Origin of the sequence: Bacillus sp. FDAARGOS_235 (genome assembly GCF_002073415.2) — a bacterium.
Lineage (GTDB): Bacteria > Bacillota > Bacilli > Bacillales > Bacillaceae_G > Bacillus_A > Bacillus_A toyonensis.
In genome coordinates this window covers 1,199,495-1,224,627 of record NZ_CP020437.2, presented here as the reverse complement: position 1 = coordinate 1,224,627, position 25,133 = coordinate 1,199,495, and the positions used below count along the sequence as shown (strand labels likewise).

The following is a 25,133-nucleotide window of genomic DNA, read 5'->3' as shown; positions in this document are numbered from 1 at the left end:
TCAAAATAAAAGAGATAAGGATGATAGAAAATGGTGCAAAATGTGAAGGAGAGAGTGAAGATTGAAGATATCCTTATGGCTCATAACTGTATGAAGGATATCGTCATGAAAACGCCCTTGCAACGTGATAAGGTTTTATCTGAAAAATACGAATGTGAGGTGTATATTAAACGAGAAGATTTGCAAGTAATTCGGTCTTTCAAAATTCGCGGTGCATACAATTTAATTCAAAGTTTGTCGAAAGAACAATTACAAAATGGTGTTGTTTGTGCAAGTGCTGGCAATCACGCACAAGGAGTTGCGTATACGTGTAATTTATTAAATATTCCATCGAAAATCTTTATGCCAACAACGACACCAAAACAGAAAGTATCACAAGTTCAATTTTTTGGTGGTAGCTTTGCAGAAATCATGTTAGTTGGTGATACATTTGATGGTGCTTTTCAAGAAGCGCAGCGCTATTGTGAGGAAAATAGGATGACATTTGTGCATCCGTTTGATGATCCGTATGTAATTGCAGGGCAAGGAACAGTAGCTGTTGAAATTATGCACGATATGGATAAGGCAGTTGATTATCTCTTTACAGCAATTGGCGGCGGTGGGTTAGCATCGGGTGTAGGTACATATGTGAAAGGTGTTAGTCCAGCTACAAAGGTAATTGGTGTAGAGCCGATGGGGGCTGCATCTATGAAAGAGGCTTTCCTTCAAAACGAAAATGTAGCATTAGAGAAAATAGATAGTTTTGTTGATGGAGCAGCTGTCAAAAAAGTAGGGAAGTTAACATTTGAAACTTGTAAAGATGTCATTGATGACATTGTTTTAGTACCAGAGGGAAAGGTTTGTACGACGATTTTAGAACTGTATAAGAAAAATGCAATTGTAGCTGAACCGGCTGGTGCACTCTCTATTGCAGCACTTGATTTATACAGGGATGAAATAAAAGGTAAAACAGTTGTATGTACGCTAAGTGGTGGAAATAATGATATTGATAGAATGCAAGAAATGAAAGAACGTTCTCTCATTTACGAAGGGTTAAAGCATTATTTCATCATTGAATTTCCGCAGCGTTCAGGTGCGCTAAGAGAATTTCTTGATAAAGGATTAGGACCAGAAGATGACATTACGCGCTTTGAGTATATTAAGAAACATAATAAAGAAAATGGTCCAGCGCTGGTCGGGGTAGAATTAAAACATAAAGAAGATTATGAGCAATTAATTACTCGTTTTAAAGAAAATGATATTCAATTTGTGGAGCTTAATAAAAATCCTGTTTTGTTTGATTTGCTTATTTAGTAAAAAAAATAAAAAAAGATAGATACAAGCAAGGAAAATGCTACTTGTTCTATCTTTTTATAGTTAAACGAAATACTCTCCAAATTCATGAAGGAGAAAGCTAGTTAACCAAAAATATATCGCGATACGAATGATTATGTACAATGAAAATTCAAAGGGAGAAAGTTTTCTTTCTCCCTTTATTTTTTTAGTAGTCTAACAGAAAAAAGGAGCATAAAAGCAGGATTGCTATAGATACTTTATATACGTTTTCTAACAAACTTATATTTTCTAACAAGTCTTTCAGCATGTCTATCACCTATTCTGTAGTATTTGTTACAGAGAAATAGATTTCGTGCTGTTTAGTTACGTGTGTTTATTATTTTTCCAGTACTATCAATTTCTACATCAGTTGAAACCGTTTGTAAATATTGTAGAGCTTTTTTCTTTTCTTCTTCATTTACTGGGGAAACTTGGTTATTACGAATGATGTAAGGGTTAAATGACATTTGGACATCCTTTCCTTTAAAAGTTAAAGTTAAGACGCCAGTTTCTGCACTTTTTCCATTCACATAACTCGGGAACAAAAAGTTACCTAATGAGTAAGCAATAGGAACTTTATTATAATACTCAAACCCTTGTAACCAATGCGGGTGACTTCCGACAATAGCGTCAGCACCTGCTTCAACCATTTTAGGTACATATTGTTTTTGGTATTCTACTGGACGATTTGATTTTTCAACGCCCCAATGCATATAGACGATTAAATAGTCTGCATCTTGTTTTTGCTCCTTAATTGTTTTAGTTACAAGATTTAAATCATATCCGTTCGCAACGCCAGGTTTATTGTCACCAGCTACCCAATTAGAATCAGGCATAAATCGAACGAAGGAAAGAAATTTGAACTTTTTCCCTTTTACGGTCATTTCTCGTGCAGTATATGCATCTTTTGCATTTTTTCCGGCCCCGATGTAAGGGAACTTTAATTTTTCTACGTGAGAGATAGTGTCTAATAATCCATCTTGCCCATAATCAAGTGTATGGTTATTCCCAATATTTACGATGTCATATCCAGTGTTTTTAATGGCTTGTAGTGTAGATGGATCACTTTTAATCCAAAACAATTGCCCAGGTGCTTTCTTTTCTCTCGTTGTAAAGGCCGACTCTAAATTAACAAAGGAAATATCTGCTTTTGTTATTTCTTCTTTTACATGTTGGAATGGATAATCAGCCCCGTTTTTTTCGATAATAGGACGTAATTGCCAATCGAACATTGTATCACCAGAGAAAGTGAGTGTAATTTCCGGGTCTTCTATTTTCTTTTTGCTTTTTGTAACTGTTTTACTAGATTTGCTTTGCAAATCGGGTTTGTCTTTCGCTTTTGAAATAAAAGAGTAGTTGATTAATACAACAATTGGTGTAATACAAAAGGCTATTAACAGAAATCGTTTTAGTAAAGTTTTCATATATACCTTCCTTTTGAGTTTATCCCGTTATTGAAAACTTCCGCATTTAGATTAAAATGAATCCACTAAAGGTAGTTATTGAAATATGTATAGTTACAAAAAAACGGGTTATAGTAGTGAAATTCATTTGTTAATATTCTCAATATTAAGTTAACATATAGATAACTTGTAAATCAATGTGTAAACCAAAATATAGAAATAAAGAATTCGAAAGGTGAAGAATGAGAAATGGTTATATTAGGGGCAGTTGTAAATGGCATTTGTATTATATTCGGTACTTTACTTGGTAAATTATTTAGTAAGATTCCAGAAAGTATGAAGGGAACAATTATGCATGCAATCGGTTTAGCGGTAACTGTACTTGGCCTTCAAATGGCATTAAAAAGTGAAAACTTTCTTGTTGTGATTCTAAGTTTAGTTATTGGTACTGTAATTGGGGAATGGTTACAATTAGAAGAAAAGTTAAAACTGTTAGGAGATTGGTTAGAAAATAAAGTTGGATCGAAGGGGAAAGGGAGTATATCAGAAGGGTTTGTAACAGCGACGCTTATTTTTGCAATTGGCGCGATGGGGATACTTGGTGCATTGGACAGTGGAATTCGCGAAAATCATAATATTTTATTCACAAAGGCGATTATCGATGGATTCATTTCGATTATATTAACGACAACTCTAGGAATCGGCGTAGTATTTTCAGCGATTCCAGTTATTTTATATGAAGGTGCTATTGCCATTTTTGCAACACAGATTAATAGTTTTGTCCCGAAAGAATTAATGAATCAATTTATAGTGGAAATGACAGCTACGGGCGGCATTATGATATTCGCCATTGGATTAAACTTACTTGGATTTATTAAAATTAAAGTAGCGAATTTACTTCCAGGTATATTGGTAGTTGGAATAATTGTTTCAATTATTTATGGTTACGGTTTGTTAGTAAAGTAGTTGAGGATGGAGATACATATGGGGGAATTCCAATTTACAAAACGTGTTCATAAAATACTGGAGATTGCGGCAAAAGAGACTAAATATAATATAATTCAACCAGTTCATCTTTTTATCGGCATGTGTAAAGAAGGTACAGGAGTGTGCGCAGAGTTATATATGTATTTGTTTCGTAAAGTTGGCACGGATTTTTTAGAAGAACTTTCTTTACAAGAACAATATGAAATAGAGTACATAAAAATAGAACAATATAAATTAGCTAATAAAACGCTAGAAATTTTGCAAATAGCGAAGAAACGTATGGAACGTTTTCAGCAAGTATTAATAAATGAAGGACATGTAATATATGCATTATTTCGTTTAGGTATAGTGAGTGAAAAAGTTATAAACAAAGAAATACAAAAAGATGTGTTACGTATTATAGCTGAACCAAGAGATTTGGCGGTGGATTTAAAATGCTTTGATCCCATTTATAATAAATTATCTTGTAATGTTAGAAGAGCTAGCTCTGTTGATTTTGAAACATTAGTACGTTTTGTTACGTGGAAATTTGGTGAACGCTGGTTACAGTCGATAGATTATGGGTTTCAAACATATAAAGAAAAGGTACCTATTTATATTGCACAGCAGGGTGAAGTGATAGTAGGTTTCGCTTGTTATGATGTAGTCAGGGGAAAGAAAGGACTATTTGGTCCGATGGGGACAGCGAAACGAAATCGTGTGAAAGGTGTAGGGAAAGAATTGTTGCATCATTGTTTATATAATATGAAGCAAGACGGATATGAATATGCAATTATTGGACAAGCAGGTCCGATTGAGTTTTATGAGAGAAGTTGCAATGCTCGTTTAATACCGCTAGAAGATAATTGACCAACTCCATATAGGGGAGTTGGTTTTATTATGAAAAAAATGTGGAATTTACATGGTTTTTGCTAGGAAATAGCGGCTTTTGTAATGAATATTACGTCTAAATCAAATTACTAAACTTTTTACAAGAAAAGGTGTAGAATGGGTATCGAATGAAAGAAGGTGTGAAAATGGCCAGCTGGAAACGAAATTTAATGATTTGTTGGCTAGGTTGTTTTACCACTGCAGCCGGTATGAGTTTAGTAATTCCTTTCTTATCTTTTTATATTGAGGAATTAGGAGTGACTGGCACTTCGAGTATTGCACAGTGGTCGGGACTTGCATTTGGTGTAACATTTTTAATGGGTGCGATCGTATCACCAATATGGGGAAAGCTTGGTGATATACATGGACGGAAATTGATGCTTATACGTGCTAGCCTTGGTATGGCGGTTATTATGACGCTTATGGGGTTTGTAACGGATGTGTATCAACTAGTCGCACTTAGATTTTTGATGGGAGCAGTATCTGGTTTCCTTTCAACCGCAATGACATTTATTGCAGCAGAAACTCCGAAAGAGCATTCAGGTTGGGCAATTTCCACAATTTCAACCGGGGGCGTGAGCGGCTCATTACTCGGACCATTACTAGGCGGTTATTTGTCTGAGTTAATTGGAATGCGTCATGTCTTTCTTGTTACAGGAGCTTTCTTATTCCTTTCCTTCCTCATCGTCTTTTTCTTCCTACATGAAGAAAATCACTCTGCTCAAGCAAAAAAGGTACAGCAAAAAAAAGTATGGACGATGGTCCCAGCAAAGCATGTAATTATTAGTTTATTTGTAACAACATTTATTATTCAACTTGCCAATATGTCAATTCAACCTATTATTACATTGTACGTAAAGAATTTGGAAGGACCAGGAACAGCTCATATCGAAATGATTGCAGGGGCAGTTATGTCTGCGACAGGATTAGCAGTTATTTTGGCAGCGCCTAAATTAGGAAGATTATCAGATCATATCGGTCCTCAAAAAACATTAGTAGTAGCATTGTTTGCTGCAGGGATTATCTTTATCCCGCAAGCATTTGTAACCTCAGCTTGGCAACTATTAATTCTTCGATTTTTATTAGGTATCGCACAAGCAGGATTATTACCTTCCGTACAAACTCTACTAAAACAACATACGCCAACCCATGTAACGGGACGAATATTTGGATATAATCAGTCGTTTCAGTTTTTAGGAAATATGATTGGTCCAGTGCTTGGGGGGCAAATTGCAGCTCATGCAGGCTTCCAATATGTTTTCTTCTCTACATCATCACTATTATTTATTGCATGCATTTGGGTTTATTTTCATAATAAGAACGAAGAGGTATCAGAGAAACAACATTTGGAAGTTAGTTAACTAAGTGAATGAAATAGAAAAAAGGATGAAGCAATGAATGCTTCATCCTTTTTCTTTAAAATTGAAGGCAAAGATAACTTAATGTACCAAGCTCGTAACTACGGTGAATGACTTTTCCGTCACTTTCACCACTGCCCATAGCGATAAATAAAGGAACAAAATGTTCTGCTCTTGGTACTGCTAATTGTGCATGAGGCGCATTTTTCTCCCAATTAAACAATGCATCTTTATCGTTATTCTGCATATGTTTCATAATCCAGTCATCAAATTCAATTGCCCATTTTTCAGGTGTAGTTTGATTCCATTTCAGGGCTCGTAAATTATGAACGGTAACGCCACTCCCGATTACTAAAATATCTTCTTGTCCAAGTCCTTTAAGTGCTTCTCCAATCTCAAATTGTTCTTTTGCAGGAAGGAAGGGATTGACTGATATTTGTACGACAGGAATATTTGCTTCTGGATACATGCGATGCAAGAGTGTCCATGAACCATGATCTAAACCTCTCGTCATATTATGATGGACTGAAATACCTTTGTTCTTAAATTTTGTTTCTAACATAGATGCAATGCTAGAAGAGCCTTTCGCACGATATTTGATTTCGTATAACTCAGGGGGAAAACCTCCAAAATCATAAATTGTTTCGTACTCGTTATCTGATGAGGAAATCGTTAATACTTCACTTTCCCAGTGAGCAGTGAAAATAACAATTGCTTTCGGTTTATATGTTTCTCCAAGTGTTTTTAAAAATCGTGTATAGTCTGTATCTTGAATAGCAAGCATTGGTGAACCATGTGCTAAAAATAGTGATGGCATCATAATAGAAACCTCCTAAAAATATAATAATTACTTTATGTAAGTAACTATATAATTTTATTGGTTATTCGTCAACATAATAGTTTGATAGCTAATCGGAAAAGTACAGTATTTGTCATAATGAAAGCAATTGCATATAATACATAATAAGAATAATGAACGGATATTCATTATTTTGAGATACATAATAGAGTTGGGGGCTGACGAAATGAACGTACAGGAAAGTTTCGTTACGGCATTGGATGGATCGGAAATTTATTTGCGTAAGTGGTTACCAGAAGGAGATCCGAGAGGAATTATTCAAATTGCACATGGCATGACAGAGCATGCAGGGGTGTATACAGAATTTGTAGATGCTTTATTGGAAGCAGGGTATGGTGTTTATGCGCATGATCATAAAGGACATGGGAAAACAGTAAAAAAAGAAGAAGATTATGGTCATTTTGAACCAAATATAGGGTGGAATCAAGTTGTATCGGATGTTATCTTTGTTTCAGAAAGGATAAAAGAAGAGCAGTCAAGTCCTTTGTTTTTACTAGGACATAGTATGGGTTCTTTTTTATCAAGACGTGCTGTACAACTTAGGGGTGAACTATATGATGGATTTCTGATTTCAGGAACAGGTGGAAATCCAGGGCTTTTAGGGGCTATTGGTCATAAAGTAGCAACAATCGAAATGAAATTGCGTGGGGCAAAAACGAAAAGTCCAGTGCTAAACTTTTTATCTTTCGGAAACTTCAATTCGAACTTTAAGCCAAATCGTACGAAATTTGATTGGTTATCTTCAGATATAAATCAAGTTGATAAATATATCGCGGATCCGTTATGTGGATTCATTTGTACGACGAGTTTTTATAGAGAACTGTTTTCTGGTGTATTAGAAGTAAATAAACTAGAAGAATACAAGAAGACGCCAAAACATCTTCCAATACATATATTCTCTGGTGATCGTGATCCTGTTGGAGATATGGGAAAAGGTGTAAAAGAAGTTTATGAAAACTATAAAAAATGTGGTGTGAAAGATGTTACACTACGTTTATATGAAAATGGAAGACATGAAATGTTCCATGAAGTGAATAGAGATGAAGTGTTTAAAGATTTAATTTCTTGGTTAGATGCGCATAATAAATGAGAATGAAAGCTAAGCCCAAACTGTTTGTAGTTCGGGCTTATATTTATAGATAGTACGGATAGTCGCTAATGGAGTTTGCGTAGCGGCTATATATATTTGAAGATCGATTGAATGCCTATATAAGTTTTATATATAAATTTAGTGAGGAGACGAGTGTATGAAATTTGGAATTATTGGGCCATCAGAAGATGAAATTATGCCTTTTATTGAAGATATGTCTAATAAAAAAATAACGAATCTTGCGATGTTAACGTTTCATAGTGGGACATATGAAAATGTAGAAGTTGTTGCATTATATTGTGGTGTATGTAAAGTTAATGCAGCTATTGCAGCTCAAATATTAATAGATAAGTTTAATGTGACGCATATTATTGTAACAGGTGTTGCAGGAGCAATCGATAAAGTATTAAAAATTGGAGATACAGTCATTTCAACAGAAATTGCGTATCACGACGTGGATGAAGGAATATTAACTGAATATCATCCATGGATGGAAAGTGTATATTTTAAAACGGATAGTAAACTTCTTGAATTAAGCCGAGCAGTAATCGAGAACAATCAATTTACCCAAAATGTTTATTTCGGAAAGATAGTTACTGGAGAGGCTTTTATAAGTGAGAGTGGCCGTACAGAAATAATTTCTACATACAACCCACTTTGTGTAGATATGGAAACAGCAAGTATAGCTCACGTTTGTTATGCCAATACGATTCCATTTATAGCAGTTTAGATCTATAACAGATACAGAAGAAGCGTCTGGTATTGAAGTATTTGAAGATAATTGTGTTTCAGTTTCACATCATTCCATTCATTTTGTTAAAAAGTTACTAGAATCGTTGTAAAAGACATAGCTCTACTTTGAGAAAAAGCGAGTACTGAACTATAAGAAGCACGTGTAATACTGCTCTGTAGTTGAGTGTTCGCTTTTATTTTATGAACTAAATGCGTGGAGATGTAAGTATTGCAGCGAGGGATAGTAAAGATATTTATAGAATAATTGTAAAGTATCGTATTTTACTATGGAATGTGAAAATAGAACTACAAGTAATAAAAGAGGGGATAAATAAACTATGCAAATACGAGAAGCTGCATTAGCAGAAGCAAATGAATTAAGTGAATTCGCACTACAATCAAAAGCAACGTGGGATTATAGTGAAGAATTCATATTTGCTTGTAAGGAAGATTTAACAATTACAGAAGAATACATAAAAAATAATTTTGTATATGTTTTAGAAAACGATAATGCGAAGATTGGTTTTTTCTCATTTTTACGTAATGATAAAGCTCTCGATTTTTTGTACATTCATCCTGATTACAAAGGAAAAGGTTACGGGAAAATACTTTGGGAGTATGTAATAGAAAAAGCCAATGAACTAGGATTAAAAAGTTTTACGATTGATAGTGATCCGAATGCAAAAGGATATTACTTGAAAATGGGAGCACAGTTAATAGGAGAGACACCATCAACTGTCTTTAAGGGTCGTTTACTGCCTCTTTTGAAATATGATGTGTAAAACTACTAATAGTAGGGGAAGATTAGAATGGATGATGTAAAGGAAAAAAGAATATATGAAGCACTAATAAAATCGTGGTCGATTGAAACAAGTTCAAAGTGGACAATTGAAAATCCAGCAAAGGGACAGTGTGGTGTAACGGCTCTAGTCGTTCAAGATATATGTGGAGGGAAAATTAAAAAGACAAAAATAGGGGGCGTGTGGCATTTTTATAACTTTATAGATGGACAGAGGTTTGATTTTACAGAGGCTCAATTCAATGAAAACCTGAATTATTTGGATGTGGAATCAAATCGGGAAGAAGCATTTGCAGATACAAATGAAAAACAATATAGCATTTTGAAGGGAAAAATAACGAAAGAATTCAAATTATCTTTTGACTCTTAATCTTTAATAAGTTACTATAATGGTGGTAACTTATTAAAGGGAACTTCATAGAGTTGAAAGGGGAAATACTTTTGAAAACAACTTATGTAAACGCTACAATTGTAACGATGAATGAACAAAACGAAGTGATAGAAAATGGATATATCATTGTAGAAAATGATCAAATTATAGATGTAAAGAGCGGAGAATTCGCTAATGATTTTGAAGTAGATGAAGTAATTGACATGAAAGGAAAGTGGGTTTTACCAGGGCTTGTAAATACACATACACACGTTGTAATGAGCCTTTTAAGAGGTATTGGCGATGATATGTTATTACAGCCGTGGCTTGAGACGAGAATTTGGCCACTTGAAAGTCAGTTTACTCCAGAGCTTGCGGTCGCTAGTACGGAATTAGGATTACTTGAAATGGTGAAAAGTGGTACGACATCATTCTCTGATATGTTTAATCCAATTGGAGTAGATCAAGATGCAATTATGGAGACGGTATCAAGGAGTGGAATGCGCGCTGCTGTTTCAAGAACTTTATTTAGCTTTGGAACGAAAGAAGATGAAAAGAAAGCAATTGAAGAAGCTGAGAAATATGTGAAGCGTTATTATAACGAAAGTGGAATGTTAACTACGATGGTTGCACCACATAGTCCATATACATGTTCCACAGAACTGTTAGAAGAGTGCGCACGTATTGCAGTAGAAAATCAAACTATGGTTCATATTCACCTTTCGGAAACAGAGCGTGAAGTACGTGATATTGAAGCGCAGTACGGAAAACGTCCGGTAGAATATGCAGCAAGTTGCGGATTGTTTAAACGCCCAACAGTTATTGCGCATGGTGTAGTATTAAATGAAAATGAGCGTGCATTTTTAGCAGAACATGATGTTCGAGTAGCTCATAATCCGAATAGTAATTTAAAACTAGGTTCTGGTATAGCGAATGTGAAAGCGATGCTAGAAGCAGGAATTAAAGTAGGGATTGCAACAGATAGTGTTGCGTCTAATAATAATTTAGATATGTTTGAAGAAATGCGCATTGCAACTTTATTACAAAAAGGTATTCATCAAGACGCAACAGCATTGCCAGTAGAAACTGCTCTTTCTCTAGCGACAAAAGGAGCTGCAGAAGTAATTGGTATGAAACAAACTGGATCACTTGAGGTTGGAAAGTGTGCTGATTTTATTGCGATTGATCCGTCTAATAAACCGCATTTACAACCAGCTGATGAAGTGTTATCACACCTTGTATATGCAGCTAGTGGAAAAGATATAAGTGATGTAATTATTAACGGAAAACGTGTCGTTTGGAATGGTGAATGTAAAACGTTAGATGAAGAGCGTATTATATTTGAAGCAAGTCGTTATAAACGAGGTTTACAAAGATAGGTATGTGCAAGTTGTTTGAAAAAGCTGTCCTTTTTTAAAAAGGACAGCTTTTTTCTTGAGCGAATAAATATTCAATATAATGTCGCATCTTTCTGTTAATATTTCTGTTATAATATATAACGTTTATAATATTTTATTTTTAAGGAGAACAATTCATGAAGCGAAAAAAGAGCCATTTAATGGTAATGGCAATTATTACATCTTTATTTTTAACAGCTTGTAATAATAAAGCGAATAAAAGTGATGCAGAGGCTAAAAAACAAGTGTTAAATGTAACAGTATCAGAAGAAATTCCTTCACTTGATACTGCAAAAACGATGGATGGGACATCATCACACGTTATGCAAAACATATTTGAAGGGTTGTATGTGCTAGATGATCAAGATCATCCTATTCCAGCAGTAGCAAAATCGTTTAAAAGAAGTGAAGATGGTAAAAAATATACATTTGATTTGCGTAAAGATGCAAAATGGTCAAATGGAGACAATGTAACAGCAAATGACTTTATATTTGCATGGAAACGTGCAGTTAACCCGCAAACGGCATCTCAATATGCGGACATGTTCTTTCATGTGAAAAATGCGAAAGAAATAAATAAGGGAACAATGTCACTTGATGAACTTGGGGTTAAAGTTATAAATGATTATAAGTTAGAGGTTGAACTTGAACAGCCAATTCCGTATTTTTTACAGTTGTTAGCACTGCCTATATACTTACCACAGCATGAATCATTTTTGAAAGAACAAGGAAATAAATACGGATTGGAACCTAGTAATCTCATATATAACGGCCCATTTGTATTAGAAAAATGGAAACATGAACAAGAGTTCCAATTAAAGAAGAATGCTACATATTGGGATCAAAAGAAAGTGAAATTAGACGAAATAAATTTTCATATTGTAAAGGATACAATGACGGCTGTAAATTTATATGAGGCCGGCGATTTGGATCGAGTACCTATTAATTCTCAAGTTGTAGACAAGTATAAAGGGAATAAGGAATTACATATGTCAAGTGATCCTGGAATCGCTATGCTACGTTTTAATGAGAAAAATAATGCGTTAGCCAATAAAAAAGTACGTCAATCTATCTCATTAGCATTAAATAAAGATGATTTTGTTGCTCACTTTATTAATAACGGGGCAAAACCTGCAAATGGACTTGTACCAGTTGGTCATATGAATGAAGAGACTGGCAAAGATTTTAGAAAAGAAAACGGAAATATTTCTTCATATGATTTGCAAAATGCGCAAAAGATTTGGGAAGAAGCGAAAAAAGAGCTTGGAGTAGAGCAAGTAAACCTCGGGTTTTTAACGTTTGAACAAGATAATGCAAAACGTATGGCAGAATATATAAAAGGTGATTTAGAAAAGAATTTGAATGGATTAACGTTACAAATTAAACAGCAGCCATTTAAGCAAAAGTTACAGTTAGAACAAACAGGTGATTACGATATAACGATGGCAAATTGGGGACCTGACTATAAAGACCCAATTAATTATTTAGAGTTATTTACGACGGGGAATCCGAATAATAAAATGAGTTACTCGAATTCTCATTACGATGATTTAATAAGGAAAGCAAAAAATGATTTTGTACTTGATCCGGAGAAACGATGGGAAGCGTTGCGAGAGGCTGAGCAGGTCTTATTAGAAGACGCTGCCGTGGCACCGCTTTATCATCTTGGTTCAGCTTATGTACAAAAGGATTATGTAAAAGGAATTGCAAAACATCAATTTGGTGGCGTTTATACTTATAAGAATGCTTATGTTGATAAGAAGTAAATAAAAAAACCTTACTTTTAAAAGTAAGGTTTTTTTACAGAGTGTTGGGAAACCCTTTAGGGTTGTTGCCAGCACATAAAAAAGATGAATGCGTAATTGTTGTTACGTATTCACAAAAAGTTGCAAAAAAATCAGATTGAGCAGTTTATTTAAGTAAAAAGAAGTTAGTAGTAAACGAAATTAAATAGCTAAGAAAAAAGCTCAATTTCTTACTTTTAATACTGAGAAACTGGTCAGTTATTAAAAAATTAGGGTATATTAACGGGGATTCATATTGGAACTAAGGTAGATCCATTTGGCTGTATTCTTAAGTTGTAGACTTAGAGATTGAAGCTGGAATTAATTATTTAATTCCTATTTCTGTACATAATATCGTGGGGAAGAAGGTAGTACTTTGAGAACAACAGGAAATTTTAACGACAAGGCCGATATATATGCGAAATATCGCCCCGATTACCCTAATGCATATATTGATTATTTGTTTTCGGCTAACCAACTGAAAGAGGACCGAATTGTGGCTGATATTGGTTCAGGTACGGGGATATTTAGCCACCAGTTGCTTGAAAGAGGTTTAAAGGTTATTGGAGTTGAGCCAAATGATGACATGAGAAAGATGGCTGAGCAATCGTTAAAACTATATGCTCGTTTTCAATCAATAAAAGCAACAGCTGAAAATACCACTTTAAAAGAGCATAGTGTGGATTTAGTAACTGTTGCTCAAGCATTTCATTGGTTTGATAAAGCAGCTTTCAAAATGGAATGCCAACGAATCTTGAAACAAAAGGCAAATGTTGCTCTCGTTTGGAATAGTAGAGATTTAACTAGTTCGATTATGAAAGAGAATGCAGAAATTTGCCAGAAAACCTGCCCGACTTTCAAAGGGTTTAGCGATGGAATAGAGGAAACTCCCGAAGTATTTAACACCTTTTTTAAGGATGGAAAGTATGAGTTTAAAGCGTATCAAAATGATTTACTTTTTGATTATGAAGGTTTTTTGGGAAGGAATTTATCAGCGTCCTATGCTCCGAAAAAGGATGAAGAAGAATATAAAAAATTTGTTTTTCTCCTGTCAGAGTTATTCGAAAAACATAGTAAGAATGGAAAAATTGTTCTTCAAAACATGACGCGAAGCTATCTAGGAAATGTCTAAACAACCGGACATAAAGGGACTTTAATCGAAGTGCCTATTTGAATTGTAGATTATCATGTACTAATTAAGATCTTCAACAAACGGGAGCGATTGTTGAACAACAATTAAAAGGGCGATACATATTATTCATGCATAATATGTATCGTCCTTTATTTTTTATGACCTTTTACAATTTAAGTCTTCTAACTAAAAAAAATCTGTTGAAGAAAGCCGCGATGTTTATAAAAAGTTGTGAAGCTTTGCCCTTTTAGATCATTTAGTCTAAAGGGGTGTTTATATTTTTAACAAAGAGCTTTTGTGATTGTTGAAGAGGAAGGTAGAAACATTAGATTAATAGCAGTATAGGGGCATTATTATGACTGAAGATTTTTATTTGTGATACATCTCACACCATAAATACATATATAACTTTACAATTAGAATATCAATTGATGGGAGGGTTAATCTTGATTAATCGTGATTTTAATGAAAATCCGTTTATTGTGATATGGGAGTTAACAAGGGCATGTCAATTAAAATGTCTGCATTGTCGTGCAGAAGCACAGTATCATCGTCATCCTCTAGAGCTAACATTCGAAGAAGGAAGAAAACTAATTGATGATATATATGAAATGGAAAATCCAATGCTTGTATTTACTGGTGGAGATCCATTAATGCGTCCAGATGTATATGATATCGCGGAATATGCAGTGAAAAAAGGTGTTCGAGTTTCTATGACGCCAAGTGCCACTCCAAACGTGACGAAAGAAACGATTCAAAAAGCAAAAGAAGTGGGACTTGCTAGATGGGCATTTAGTTTAGATGGACCAACAGCTGAAATACACGATCATTTTAGAGGGACAGAAGGATCATTTCAATTAACAATGAATTCCATTCGTTATTTGCATGAATTAAAAATTCCTATTCAAATTAATACTGTTGTTTCTAAATATAATGTGGATGTACTTAAAGAAATGGCAATGTTAATAGAAGAATTAAAATGTGTACTTTGGAGTATATTTTTCTTAGTTCCAACAGGACGAGGTAAGGAAAAAGATATGATTTCACCAGCCCAACATGAAAGGGTATTCCATTGGCTATATAAGCTTAGTAAAAAGGTTTCTTTTGATATTAAAACAACAGCTGGTCAGCACTATAGACGGGTTGTGCTTCAAGAAAAAATGAAAGAAAATAACAAGACAAATCAGATCATTCAATATCAGGATGTATTGATGAATGGGACGACAGGGCGAATTGATGGGCTTGGTCGTGCTCCAAAAGGGGTGAATGACGGAAACGGTTTTGTATTTATTTCTCATATTGGAGATGTATATCCAAGTGGATTATTGCCTATTAAAACCGGGAATATTAGAACGACAGCACTAGCTGAAATCTATCGAAACTCCCCTGTTTTTCAAAACCTTCGTAATCCGGACAAGTATAAAGGAAAGTGCGGTGTTTGTGAGTTTCGATATGTTTGTGGGGGATCTCGTTCTAGAGCATATGCGATGACGGGGGATTACATGGAAAGCGAACCTTTCTGTGTATACATTCCAAAAGCATTGCGAAAACAGAAAAAGAACGTAAAAACGGGAAATAAGTAAAAGTTTGCTCATTTCCCGTTTTTTTAGATTTTATAATGTATTGTACTTCGCATCAATCGTACGATAATCTAAGAAATGAAAACCGATCGTTTTTTTCCATCCCTCATTAAAAATCTACTATTTGGATCCGTTGTACGGATACGAATTCTTCACACATAAATTCTATTAAACCGATTTTAATAAAGCATAAAAATTCGTATCATATGGAATATCATCTTGATACATATAATTTTTTAGAACGCCTTCTTTTTCAAAACCTAATTTTAATAGCACCTTATTTGAAGCTTCATTTTCAAGAAAGACAATTGCACCAATACGTTTTAAATGAAGCGTGTGGAAACCGTATGATATAACCTCAGAAACTGCTTCCGTAGCATAGCCATTTCCCCAGTGTTCAGGGAGAAAGGCATAACTTATATTTGCTCGTTTATGCTCAGAAGACCAATCGTGAAAACCAATTGTTCCAATGAGTTCTTTTTTATCTTTTAATTCGATGCCCCATTTTATACCGTTTCTTGCATTGTAACTCAACTTGAAATTATTAATAATTTGCTTTACTTGATCTACATTCTGTAATGGTTTTTGGCCATAATAGCGCAGTACATCAGTATTAGAAAAGCATTGTAGTATACCCGGTGCATCTTTTTCCGTAAGTTCTCGCAAAATGAGTCGGTCAGTTTTTAATATAGGAAACATATTTTCACTCCATTTCTTATGAAACTAGAATGCATTTGTTATTATATAATTTAAACTGAAAATAAAGATTATTCAAGATGAAAGGGTAGGTTTGATTTATGTTAAAATGGGATGTGGAATATATTTCAAAAAAGAGGTTTAGAAATGGAGAAAAACTCAATATTAATTGTAGATGATGATCTAGATATTGTTCAATTTATTAATGTGAATTTAACGCAAGAAGGTTTTACTGTTTTTAGTGCTCATAACGGAGAAGAGGCATTAGAGATAATAAATAATAACAGTATTCAACTTGCTATTCTTGATATTATGATGCCTCAAATGGATGGTATAGAACTGTGTAGAAGGATTAGAGAGAAATATAGTTTACCAATTATGTTTTTAAGCGCAAAATCATCGGATGTAGATAAAGTAATTGGATTTAGTACTGGGGCAGATGATTATATTGTGAAGCCGTTTAGTACAATTGAATTTATAGCAAGAGTGAAAGCTCAATTAAGAAGGTATACATATTTTAATCAAATTGCTGTCCAAGTAATGGAAAAGAAAATAAACATTAAAGGTTTAGAAATAGATGAAATTTCTAGAGTAGTAAAGATATATGGACAAACAATTAATGTTACAAAAACTGAATATGATATTTTGCACTTAATGGCAGCTGCAAAGAACCGTGTGTTTACGATTGAAGAAATATATGAAAGTGTTTGGAATGAAAGGGCCTATGAAAGCAATAATACGGTAATGGTTCATATTGCGAGATTAAGAAATAAAATTGAAGAGAATCCAAAAGAACCGAGGTTTATACAAAATGTTTGGGGAGTCGGGTATAAAATTGGAGATTAAATCATTACAAGGAATTAGAGCTAAATTCTTTTTTGCATTTATATGTAGCATTCTGTTAGCTACGGTAAGTATCATATTAGTTCAAATTTTATTTGGAAGTATATATAGTGACGTTGTCGCGCTAGAAGAAAAATATTCGTTTTTTTATTTTATGTTTTTTCTGCTGTTAACCACTATATATTTTGCATTACTGACAAAGACAACTATAAAAAGATTGAATGAGATCAATAAGAATGTGAAGGAAATAAGCAATGGTAATTTGGAAATACATATACCTATTTCGAAAAGCGATGAGATTGGTGAGTTAGCGACGAATGTCAATAGAATGGCCAAAAGTTTAAAAGAGTCTATTGAAAATGAAAAAAAATCACAGGAAATGAAAAATGAAATGATTAGTAATATTTCACATGACTTACGAACGCCTGTAACATCTCTAATTGGTTATGCGGACTTACTAGGAAATAAGCTTCATTCACATGGAGAAGAATGTGGACAATATGTAAGCATATTAAAGCGAAAAAGTTATGAATTAAAAAATCAAGTTGAAGATTTATTAGAATACTGTCAAATAAACTATAGAGAGATTGAATTACATAAAAATGTAGTAGATATGAAAGCATTAATTGAACAGGTCATGATTGATTTTTTACCACAGTTAGATGATGCCAATATGAGTTTTTATATTAAAAGTAATGAAGAGCTATATGTAAAAATTGATGTAGCGATTATAGTGAGACTATTTGAAAATATAATTAGTAATAGCATTATGTACGGGAAAGATGGAAAAGAAATTTCAATTCAAATTTCCCAAAGAGAAAGGAATGTTGAAGTAGAAATTAAAAATTTTGGACAATGTATTCCGACAAAGAGTCTTCCTTACGTTTTTGAGAAGTTTTATCGTGGTGAAAAATCACGTAGCTCTCATACGGGTGGGAAAGGAATGGGACTTGCAATTTCGAGAAGTATAGCTCAGCTCCATAAAGGAGATATAACTGTATGTAGTAACGATAAAGAAACAATTTTCACTGTGAAATTACCACAGTATAAAAAAGTAAGAAAGTCGTAAGTATTTCTTTCATATGCCGTAATTTTTACTTCGTATCATTGAGAACAAAGATATGAGAGTAGGGATACAGCATGTGGAAGAAAAGTTTGTTAGCAATTATAGTTTCTTTTTTAATTATAAGTTGGAGTGTAGTTTATTTAGCTCATGGTATTATATCAGTCGTTGTTTGGTGGTGGATACAAGCATTTAGCGTAGTTTCGATTTTTGTTTTGATAGGCTCAATAGTAATGTTTGCTTGGAAAGGCATCTTTAGAAAGCGAATAGATAGAATGCTACTTTTAATAGTTCTGTTCTCTATCATTGGAGCTTGGCCTGTCGGGTGGTTCGCTAACATTGGGAGAATTGCATACCCAGCAGATGTACAGTCTACGAGTCCTAAAATAGTCGTTCGTTTTCCTTTGAATGAGCGGGCGTTAGTAGGGTGGGGTGGTGATCGCCTAGAGAAGAATTATCATGTGATAAAACCAAATGAAAGATGGGCATATGATATTCTCATTCCACCTGCTGAAGTGAAAAGTAGTAAGTTAGAGGATTATGGAATATACGGAGTGACAGTAATGGCGCCAGCTTCTGGAACAGTTGTATCAGTTAATAATGATGAAAAAGATTTAGTTCCAGGATCAGATGATTTTCAGTCAATGGCTGGGAATCATATTTATTTACGGTTAGATGAAACAGGGACATTTTTGATTCTCGCTCACTTAAAGAAAGGGTCAATTAAAGTTAAAGAAGGACAACATGTAAACGAAGGCTTCGTTCTTGCCCAAGTTGGTAACTCTGGAAGTTCAAGTGAGCCGCATTTACACATCCATCATCAAAGAGAGAATCCATCCGAGGTGAGTATGTTTTGTACGGAAGGCTTGCCACTTTATTTTCGAACTAAAAAAGGTGCGCTGATGCCGGAAAGAGGTACATACGTAAAAGGTAATTAGAAGAGAATTATTTTACTAAAAAGGGTATTCCATTTTTGATTGGAATACCCTTTTTCATTACCCTATAAATGTTTGATACAGTAAGAAAATATTTAAAACGATAACGAGTGCAGCAATTATCCAAGCGATGAAAGTTGTTATACGGTGGTTAACGAGTGCCCCCATAATCTTTTTACTACTTGTAAACATAATAAGCGGTACTAATGCAAAGGCAATACCAAACGATAAGACAACTTGGCTCATAACGAGAGCATAAGTTGGATTTACACCTAAAGCAATTATAACTAGAGGTGGAATCATTGTTATAAATCGGCGTAAATATAACGGAATATGCATGCGAATGAATCCTTGCATAATAATGTCACCAGACATTGTACCGACAGACGAGCTAGATAATCCCGCTGATAAAAGTCCGATTCCAAATAAGGCAGCGGATGCAGGACCGACTAAATTACTGAATTGGTTGAAAGCGACGTCAAGGTCTTCAACGTGCAAGCCGTTTTTAAAGAATAAAGCAGCTGCTACAATTAACATACTCGCATTAATGGCTCCAGCGATAACCATTGCAATAATGATATCAATGAATTCGAAACGGAAAATCTTTTTCTTTTGTTCATCATTTGTTCCGACTACACGGCGCTGTGTTAAGGCGGAATGTAAATATATTGCGTGTGGCATAACTGTCGCACCTAAAATACCAGCTGCTAAAAGAATACTATCCACGCCTTGGAATTTTGGGATAAATAGTCCTGAAAGAAGAGGGCTTAATTCCGGCTTTGCATAAAAGACCTGGACACCAAAAGCGATAACAACGATAAAAATCATCCCTGTTATGATTGCTTCTAATGGACGAAAGCCTCTGCGTTGAAATTCAAGAATAATAAACGATCCAGCTGCTGTAATTAAAGCTGCTGGTAACATTGGAATTCCGAATAACAAGTACAATCCGAGTGCTGCCCCAATAAATTCAGCTAAATCAGTTGCCATAATAACAAGTTCACCTTGAATCCATAAACCGATGGAAACAGGTCTCGGGAAATTTTCACGAGCTATCTCAGGAAGGTTGCTCCCAGTAGCAATTCCTAATTTAGCTGATAAAGTTTGAATTAATACAGCCATTAAATTAGAAGCGAGAATTACCCAAAGTAATAAATAACCATATTGTGAACCAGCAGCAATATTCGTTGCGAAATTCCCAGGATCAATATAAGCGACTGAAGCGATGAAAGCAGGCCCTAAGAATGGTAATAGTCTTTTTAAGCCTTTCGTTTGTCCGCTTAGCGCTAAATGTGCTGATTGAACAGTTGTACTTGGAGAAGGGATTTGTTCGTCTTTTGATATATCTTTATTCATAGTAGTGTTCCCCTTTGAAATCTTAACTTGATGAAATTATTGTATTTATTCTTACTCATTATTTCAATACATTTATATATGTTATGTGATGATTTTATTTGAACATAAAAGTTTCCTCAATGCAAATTATATGACTTTGTGCAATTAATGGTGTGGAAATACAAAAATGTTTTGGAAGTTTATGGGCGTTGAATAAAGGAGAAGATAATAAATTAAAGGGCTATTTTTGAAATTTATGTGAACAAAAAGCCTATCATACAGCATATTAATTGATGGAAATGGATTTGTATGATATATAATATATTGGGATTGCAACATAACCATAGTGTTTTGGTGTGTAATCTTGTTTTTTATTTTTGTTAACTTATAGAAAATAGTATAAAGAGAAGAAAATGGGATGCATAAAACTTTGGATACATTTTCTTATTATATATGTTTTGATATGAACGTTAACTTATACATGATTTTAAAAATTAGATAGGTGGTAGAAATACATTGGCAACTACAAAACCATATAGAGTATTACTTTATTACATGTACACAACAATTGAAAACCCTGAAGAATTCGCTGCAGAGCATTTAGAATTTTGTAATTCACTTGAATTAAAAGGTAGAATCCTTGTAGCAAAAGAAGGTATTAACGGAACTTGTTCTGGAACTGTAGAACAAACAGAGAAATACATGGAAGCAATGAACAATGATCCACGTTTTGATGGAATCGTGTTTAAAATAGATGAAGAAGAAGGCCATGCATTCAAGAAAATGCACGTACGTCCGCGTCCAGAATTAGTTACACTTCGTCTAGAAGACGATATTAATCCAAAAGAAATAACTGGAAAATATTTAGAGCCAAAAGATTTTTATGAGGCGATGAAACAAGAAGATACAGTTATTATTGATGCACGAAATGATTATGAGTTCGATTTAGGGCATTTTAAAGGTGCAATTAAACCAGATATTGAATCATTCCGTGAATTACCAGATTGGATTAGAGAAAACAAAGAAACACTTGAGGGTAAAAAGATTTTAACTTACTGTACAGGCGGAATTCGATGTGAGAAGTTTTCTGGTTGGTTAGTTCGTGAAGGCTATGAAGATGTAAGTCAGCTTCACGGCGGAATTGTAACGTACGGAAAAGATCCAGAAGTACAAGGCGAGCTATGGGATGGACAATGTTACGTATTTGATGAGCGTATTGCTGTACCAGTAAACCAAAAAGAACATGTTATTGTTGGTAAAGACCACTTTACAGGTGAACCTTGTGAGCGCTATGTAAACTGTTCAAATCCAGAATGTAACAAGAAAATTTTATGTTCTGAAGAAAACGAAGCAAAACATTTACGTGCATGTTCTCATGAATGTCGTGTAAGCCCACGTAACCGCTACGTAATACAACATGAATTAACGGAAGAACAAGTAGCTGCTGCATTAGAGAAAATCGAAGCAGGTAAGTAAGCTGAATTCGTGTAATAAAAAAGGGTACTCCAAACTTTATTTTGGAGCCCCCTTTTTATATTGTTAGGTTCTGTCTTTTGTCGATTTTTGTCGGTAAGTCGATATATCTGAAAAATCGCCGATATATTTAAAAAATCGCTGATAAAAATTTCATTTACTGAAACGCATCATGTATTTGTAATTTAAAAAGAATCGTCTTTAATTTTTATCCTCTTTTTCTTTCACAGCAGAAAGTACAGTTTGTTTTACCCACGCTTGTCTTCTTCGATGCTGTATACCCCATTGGTATAAACTTTGTACACCTAAAATAAAGGAAATGACTATACCGCTAATTGCTATTAACAGTGCAAAAAATTCAAGAGGAGATGATATTTTGTTTGAATCTGTATTTCTTAAAAGGTCAATCATAGTAAAACCTAACATTTGGCCTACTACAGAGTAGAGCGTTAAAATTAATAATAAAAGGCTATCTTTTTTAGCGGCGACATTTTCTTGATATTTAAACAAACTATCAAGATTTTGTTTCGCGTTTGAGTATAAAATTTCAATGTTAAAAAGTTTTCTTAAGCGGAAGAAAATATCTTCACTTTGTGATTGAGATACTAATTCTAAAGAAAAATAATTGGCTGTAAACGAATTGATTGAATAAATTAATTTCTCTATTTCATTTGTATCTTGTTCAATATTTAGCTCAGCATAAGCATTCGCCATCTTTAATAAAACAACTTTATGAAATAGGTTTAATAATAAAGCGTAATAAAATTCTCCGTACATTTGACTAGCAAGTTTAGTGACTTCTTTTTCACCTTCATTTGTTATACATGTGAAAATATGTTCTTCCATAATAAAATAACGGTTAGGAGCCCATCTTTGATAAGAATGCTTTGTTAAATAATCGTGAATATAAGGAACATTATTTGCACTAATATACGGCTTACCATCGTCTGTTAATCCGGAAAGACTGGAAGCTCGATATACATCAACTACATGAAGGTCTGACTTTTTGTTAATAGATAATAAGGTTTGTACATACATTCGTTGGTCTTCAAAGAAGGGGAATGTTTGAAAGTATGAACTCCGCAACCTCTTATTCTCAAAGAAGTCTGTTAAGCCATGATATAAATCGCCGAATATAAGTTTTTCTACTTGTGAATATTTTTTCCCATCACATTCAATACAAATGGTCTCGGTTGTATCATTTCTAGTTTCAAGCACACGGAAGCGAGAAGCAAATTCGATGGCTTCTGATAATGTCATGTTTGGGGCGGTTTTGACTTCTGTTCGAATTGTTAAGAAGCCAAGCTCATAAGGACAAAGTGTTACATCAATAGAATGTATCTTGAATGGAACGGAAATAAGATTTGTTGTTAAATGTCCATTTAAATTAAGGTCTTTAGAATAGCGCTGTAGTCCCTTTTGATGTTCTGAATGAGGAAAAAGAATTTTATTCGTAAATGAAAGATAGTATGCTTCCATATTTTGATGTGAAACTTGAAACTGCCCGTAATATGTATTTTCATCTTCAAGATGATCAAGTCGAAAAGGACGGAAATTATTTTTTTGTAAGAAAGGGAACATATTTTGTTCATATCCAGTTTTAAACGAAAACGGGAATATAAATTGAAATATAGCTGTTGTTACATCTTTTTCTTCGATTGTTTGTATTGCCTCCATTTACATTGTTTCCTTTCCGTATAAGCTATAGAAACAACATGCCCAATTTTTCTTGAAAATAACCTTGTTTTTTCAATAGATTAAGAATGAAAATTCAGCTAATTTAACAAGGGACATGTATAATGTTATGTATACTAAAACTAGTATAATTGTGTGAGGAAAAGGGGATGTTGTATGCGCATTTTAGTATTAGGAGCTGGTGGCGTCGGTGGATTTTTTGGTGGCCGATTAGTAGAAAAGGGAGAAGATGTTACATTTCTCGTTCGCAGCAAAAGAAAACAACAATTAGAGGAAAAAGGACTTGTTATTCGTAGTGTGAATGGAGATTTTTCCTTTCAACCGAAATTGATAACGAAAGAAGATAGAACTTCTCCATTTGATGTGATTTTATTTTCAACAAAGGCGTATCACTTAAACGAGGCAATTCAAGATTTGAAGCCGTTTGTTGGCGAAAATACTGTAATCATTCCATTGTTAAATGGTATCGCTCATTTATCGCTATTACAAAAAGAATTCGGCGGGGAAAAAGTAATGGGCGGTTTATGCTTTATTGAGACGACGTTAAACGATCAAGGAGAAATTGTACAAACTAGTGCTGCCAACAGACTTGTATTTGGAGAAATTAAGCCTCAAGATTCAGAGAGAATAAAGCGTATTACGAAAGCATTTATAGGTACGAAAGCTAGCTTTGTTTTAAGTGAAAATATTACGCAAGATATGTGGCATAAATATTTATTTATTACTGTCATGTCAGGCGTTACAACATTAATGCGTGCACCGATAGGACCAATTCGTGAAAGTGAAGGTGGACGTGAATTTATCCGAAATTTATTTGAGGAATCTGTGCAAATTATGAGGGTATTAGGAGCTCCAGTTAAAGATAATATTGCCCAGGAACATATGAAAACGATTGATAAAATTTCTTATGATATGAAGTCCTCTATGCAGCGTGATATGGAAAAAGGTTCGTTTATTGAAGGGAAGCATTTGCAAGGATACTTACTAGATGTAGCAGAACAATTTTCTTTAGAAGCACCATTACTAGGAGTGGTATATCAAAATTTGAAGGTGTATGAAGAAATGACATTTAACAAACCCGTAATAGAATTAGATGTATGAAATAATAAAAAAGATAGCAATATATAAGTGTATTGCTATCTTTTTTATTTGCGTATGACAAATTATTTGTTTCTTTTAATTCTTTCTGTCAAGTTTATTTCCTGTTCACGTTTACCATATAACTGATTAATTTCATTTGCTACTGCATCTAAATATGAATCGGAAAAAAGCGGTTTCTTCTTTTTAGACATACGGGTCTCCTTTAAGGGTTTTTTAGTATTCATTATGTATATTTATCAGCGGATTATGCGCAATCATTTTAAATTTTTTCTTTTTAAAAATTTTTGTTTACATTTTGAAAATAAAGGAGTATTATA

22 protein-coding genes and 2 pseudogenes are annotated in these 25,133 nt (G+C 34.0%); 17 read left to right on the top strand and 7 right to left on the bottom strand.

Annotated elements, in window-relative coordinates; translation table 11 throughout:
• Window positions 1-30: 30 nt before the first annotated feature.
• Window positions 31-1,293, top strand: a complete 1,263-nt coding sequence (gene ilvA, locus A6J74_RS07855; protein ID WP_000250552.1) for a threonine ammonia-lyase IlvA — start codon at window positions 31-33, stop codon at window positions 1,291-1,293.
• Window positions 1,294-1,356: 63 nt separating this feature from the next.
• Here the strand turns inward: ilvA and A6J74_RS30375 are convergent.
• Window positions 1,357-1,582 (bottom strand): annotated as a pseudogene (locus A6J74_RS30375) (hypothetical protein).
• 52 nt (window positions 1,583-1,634) lie between these two features.
• A complete protein-coding gene (locus A6J74_RS07845) occupies window positions 1,635-2,738 on the bottom strand; it encodes a CapA family protein (protein ID WP_000854523.1) in 1,104 nt (367 codons plus the stop codon).
• A gap of 228 nt (window positions 2,739-2,966) precedes the next feature.
• On the opposite strand from A6J74_RS07845, the gene A6J74_RS07840 reads away from it, so the two are divergent.
• The 3 genes from A6J74_RS07840 (at window position 2,967) to A6J74_RS07830 (ending at window position 5,935) form a co-directional block, all read left to right on the top strand.
• Window positions 2,967-3,683 (top strand): DUF554 domain-containing protein, encoded by a 717-nt coding sequence (locus tag A6J74_RS07840; protein WP_000236014.1) that lies wholly within the window; start codon window positions 2,967-2,969, stop codon window positions 3,681-3,683.
• A gap of 18 nt (window positions 3,684-3,701) precedes the next feature.
• On the top strand, window positions 3,702-4,553 hold the full coding sequence (locus A6J74_RS07835; protein WP_000503622.1) for a GNAT family N-acetyltransferase: 852 nt from the start codon (window positions 3,702-3,704) through the stop codon (window positions 4,551-4,553).
• A gap of 167 nt (window positions 4,554-4,720) precedes the next feature.
• Window positions 4,721-5,935 (top strand): multidrug efflux MFS transporter, encoded by a 1,215-nt coding sequence (locus A6J74_RS07830; RefSeq protein ID WP_000179322.1) that lies wholly within the window; start codon window positions 4,721-4,723, stop codon window positions 5,933-5,935.
• A 55-nt stretch (window positions 5,936-5,990) separates the two neighbouring features.
• Here the strand turns inward: A6J74_RS07830 and A6J74_RS07825 are convergent, their stop codons facing one another.
• On the bottom strand, window positions 5,991-6,752 hold the full coding sequence (locus A6J74_RS07825; RefSeq protein ID WP_000982909.1) for a DODA-type extradiol aromatic ring-opening family dioxygenase: 762 nt from the start codon (window positions 6,750-6,752) through the stop codon (window positions 5,991-5,993).
• Window positions 6,753-6,957: 205 nt separating this feature from the next.
• Here A6J74_RS07825 and A6J74_RS07820 point away from each other — a divergent pair, with 205 nt between their 5' ends.
• From A6J74_RS07820 to A6J74_RS07780, 8 genes and pseudogenes are all read left to right on the top strand, one after another.
• Window positions 6,958-7,881: an alpha/beta hydrolase gene (locus A6J74_RS07820; protein ID WP_001102585.1), complete on the top strand. Its 924-nt coding sequence runs from the start codon at window positions 6,958-6,960 to the stop codon at window positions 7,879-7,881.
• A 157-nt stretch (window positions 7,882-8,038) separates the two neighbouring features.
• Window positions 8,039-8,723: pseudogene (locus A6J74_RS07815) on the top strand (5'-methylthioadenosine/adenosylhomocysteine nucleosidase).
• A 228-nt stretch (window positions 8,724-8,951) separates the two neighbouring features.
• The gene (locus A6J74_RS07810) at window positions 8,952-9,395 is read left to right on the top strand and encodes a GNAT family N-acetyltransferase (RefSeq protein WP_001167038.1); all 444 of its coding nucleotides are present in this window, start codon (window positions 8,952-8,954) and stop codon (window positions 9,393-9,395) included.
• A gap of 27 nt (window positions 9,396-9,422) precedes the next feature.
• Window positions 9,423-9,782, top strand: coding sequence for a YunG family protein (locus A6J74_RS07805; protein WP_000342905.1), 360 nt, complete (start codon window positions 9,423-9,425; stop codon window positions 9,780-9,782).
• A gap of 53 nt (window positions 9,783-9,835) precedes the next feature.
• Window positions 9,836-11,161 (top strand): bifunctional S-methyl-5'-thioadenosine deaminase/S-adenosylhomocysteine deaminase, encoded by a 1,326-nt coding sequence (locus A6J74_RS07800; protein WP_002047773.1) that lies wholly within the window; start codon window positions 9,836-9,838, stop codon window positions 11,159-11,161.
• A 155-nt stretch (window positions 11,162-11,316) separates the two neighbouring features.
• A complete protein-coding gene (locus A6J74_RS07795; RefSeq protein ID WP_000823488.1) occupies window positions 11,317-12,945 on the top strand; it encodes a peptide ABC transporter substrate-binding protein in 1,629 nt (542 codons plus the stop codon).
• A 394-nt stretch (window positions 12,946-13,339) separates the two neighbouring features.
• The gene (locus A6J74_RS07785; protein WP_001260811.1) at window positions 13,340-14,095 is read left to right on the top strand and encodes a class I SAM-dependent methyltransferase; all 756 of its coding nucleotides are present in this window, start codon (window positions 13,340-13,342) and stop codon (window positions 14,093-14,095) included.
• 431 nt (window positions 14,096-14,526) lie between these two features.
• Window positions 14,527-15,678: a TIGR04053 family radical SAM/SPASM domain-containing protein gene (locus A6J74_RS07780; RefSeq protein WP_002047777.1), complete on the top strand. Its 1,152-nt coding sequence runs from the start codon at window positions 14,527-14,529 to the stop codon at window positions 15,676-15,678.
• 165 nt (window positions 15,679-15,843) lie between these two features.
• Here A6J74_RS07780 and A6J74_RS07775 read toward each other — a convergent pair whose 3' ends face one another.
• The gene (locus A6J74_RS07775; RefSeq protein WP_000483987.1) at window positions 15,844-16,374 is read right to left on the bottom strand and encodes a GNAT family N-acetyltransferase; all 531 of its coding nucleotides are present in this window, start codon (window positions 16,372-16,374) and stop codon (window positions 15,844-15,846) included.
• A 144-nt stretch (window positions 16,375-16,518) separates the two neighbouring features.
• Here A6J74_RS07775 and A6J74_RS07770 point away from each other — a divergent pair, with 144 nt between their 5' ends.
• The 3 genes from A6J74_RS07770 to A6J74_RS07760 all read left to right on the top strand — a co-directional run bounded on the left by A6J74_RS07770 (window position 16,519) and on the right by A6J74_RS07760 (window position 19,215).
• On the top strand, window positions 16,519-17,217 hold the full coding sequence (locus A6J74_RS07770) for a response regulator transcription factor (RefSeq protein WP_000414522.1): 699 nt from the start codon (window positions 16,519-16,521) through the stop codon (window positions 17,215-17,217).
• Window positions 17,183-18,283 (top strand): sensor histidine kinase, encoded by a 1,101-nt coding sequence (locus A6J74_RS07765; protein ID WP_002105408.1) that lies wholly within the window; start codon window positions 17,183-17,185, stop codon window positions 18,281-18,283. Before A6J74_RS07770 ends, A6J74_RS07765 begins: the two co-directional genes overlap by 35 nt.
• A gap of 71 nt (window positions 18,284-18,354) precedes the next feature.
• Window positions 18,355-19,215: a M23 family metallopeptidase gene (locus A6J74_RS07760; RefSeq protein WP_000265664.1), complete on the top strand. Its 861-nt coding sequence runs from the start codon at window positions 18,355-18,357 to the stop codon at window positions 19,213-19,215.
• A gap of 57 nt (window positions 19,216-19,272) precedes the next feature.
• Here A6J74_RS07760 and A6J74_RS07755 read toward each other — a convergent pair whose 3' ends face one another.
• Window positions 19,273-20,568 (bottom strand): Nramp family divalent metal transporter, encoded by a 1,296-nt coding sequence (locus A6J74_RS07755; protein ID WP_001030658.1) that lies wholly within the window; start codon window positions 20,566-20,568, stop codon window positions 19,273-19,275.
• Between the two features lie 495 nt (window positions 20,569-21,063).
• On the opposite strand from A6J74_RS07755, the gene trhO reads away from it, so the two are divergent.
• Window positions 21,064-22,023, top strand: coding sequence for an oxygen-dependent tRNA uridine(34) hydroxylase TrhO (trhO, locus tag A6J74_RS07750; protein ID WP_000246236.1), 960 nt, complete (start codon window positions 21,064-21,066; stop codon window positions 22,021-22,023).
• Between the two features lie 198 nt (window positions 22,024-22,221).
• On the opposite strand, the gene A6J74_RS07745 is transcribed toward trhO, so the two are convergent.
• The gene (locus A6J74_RS07745) at window positions 22,222-23,697 is read right to left on the bottom strand and encodes a hypothetical protein (RefSeq protein ID WP_000387454.1); all 1,476 of its coding nucleotides are present in this window, start codon (window positions 23,695-23,697) and stop codon (window positions 22,222-22,224) included.
• Between the two features lie 174 nt (window positions 23,698-23,871).
• Here A6J74_RS07745 and panE point away from each other — a divergent pair, with 174 nt between their 5' ends.
• The gene (gene panE / locus A6J74_RS07740) at window positions 23,872-24,816 is read left to right on the top strand and encodes a 2-dehydropantoate 2-reductase (RefSeq protein ID WP_001221919.1); all 945 of its coding nucleotides are present in this window, start codon (window positions 23,872-23,874) and stop codon (window positions 24,814-24,816) included.
• A gap of 62 nt (window positions 24,817-24,878) precedes the next feature.
• Here the strand turns inward: panE and A6J74_RS30370 are convergent, their stop codons facing one another.
• On the bottom strand, window positions 24,879-25,007 hold the full coding sequence (locus tag A6J74_RS30370) for a hypothetical protein (protein WP_000038255.1): 129 nt from the start codon (window positions 25,005-25,007) through the stop codon (window positions 24,879-24,881).
• Window positions 25,008-25,133 lie beyond the last annotated feature (126 nt).

Excerpts from the sequence above, each read along its gene's own strand:
- A6J74_RS07835 (WP_000503622.1), top strand. The coding sequence starts at position 3,702 with ATGGGGGAATTCCAATTTACAAAACGTGTTCATAAAATACTGGAGATT.
- A6J74_RS07820 (WP_001102585.1), top strand. The coding sequence starts at position 6,958 with ATGAACGTACAGGAAAGTTTCGTTACGGCATTGGATGGATCGGAAATT.
- A6J74_RS30370 (WP_000038255.1), bottom strand. The coding sequence starts at position 25,007 with ATGTCTAAAAAGAAGAAACCGCTTTTTTCCGATTCATATTTAGATGCA.
- A6J74_RS07830 (WP_000179322.1), top strand. The coding sequence starts at position 4,721 with ATGGCCAGCTGGAAACGAAATTTAATGATTTGTTGGCTAGGTTGTTTT.
- A6J74_RS07840 (WP_000236014.1), top strand. The coding sequence starts at position 2,967 with ATGGTTATATTAGGGGCAGTTGTAAATGGCATTTGTATTATATTCGGT.
- A6J74_RS07825 (WP_000982909.1), bottom strand. The coding sequence starts at position 6,752 with ATGATGCCATCACTATTTTTAGCACATGGTTCACCAATGCTTGCTATT.
- ilvA (WP_000250552.1), top strand. The coding sequence starts at position 31 with ATGGTGCAAAATGTGAAGGAGAGAGTGAAGATTGAAGATATCCTTATG.
- A6J74_RS07775 (WP_000483987.1), bottom strand. The coding sequence starts at position 16,374 with ATGTTTCCTATATTAAAAACTGACCGACTCATTTTGCGAGAACTTACG.
- A6J74_RS07795 (WP_000823488.1), top strand. The coding sequence starts at position 11,317 with ATGAAGCGAAAAAAGAGCCATTTAATGGTAATGGCAATTATTACATCT.
- A6J74_RS07805 (WP_000342905.1), top strand. The coding sequence starts at position 9,423 with ATGGATGATGTAAAGGAAAAAAGAATATATGAAGCACTAATAAAATCG.
- A6J74_RS07755 (WP_001030658.1), bottom strand. The coding sequence starts at position 20,568 with ATGAATAAAGATATATCAAAAGACGAACAAATCCCTTCTCCAAGTACA.
- panE (WP_001221919.1), top strand. The coding sequence starts at position 23,872 with ATGCGCATTTTAGTATTAGGAGCTGGTGGCGTCGGTGGATTTTTTGGT.
- A6J74_RS07810 (WP_001167038.1), top strand. The coding sequence starts at position 8,952 with ATGCAAATACGAGAAGCTGCATTAGCAGAAGCAAATGAATTAAGTGAA.
- A6J74_RS07760 (WP_000265664.1), top strand. The coding sequence starts at position 18,355 with ATGTGGAAGAAAAGTTTGTTAGCAATTATAGTTTCTTTTTTAATTATA.
- A6J74_RS07770 (WP_000414522.1), top strand. The coding sequence starts at position 16,519 with ATGGAGAAAAACTCAATATTAATTGTAGATGATGATCTAGATATTGTT.
- A6J74_RS07780 (WP_002047777.1), top strand. The coding sequence starts at position 14,527 with ATGGGAGGGTTAATCTTGATTAATCGTGATTTTAATGAAAATCCGTTT.
- A6J74_RS07765 (WP_002105408.1), top strand. The coding sequence starts at position 17,183 with ATGTTTGGGGAGTCGGGTATAAAATTGGAGATTAAATCATTACAAGGA.
- A6J74_RS07845 (WP_000854523.1), bottom strand. The coding sequence starts at position 2,738 with ATGAAAACTTTACTAAAACGATTTCTGTTAATAGCCTTTTGTATTACA.
- A6J74_RS07745 (WP_000387454.1), bottom strand. The coding sequence starts at position 23,697 with ATGGAGGCAATACAAACAATCGAAGAAAAAGATGTAACAACAGCTATA.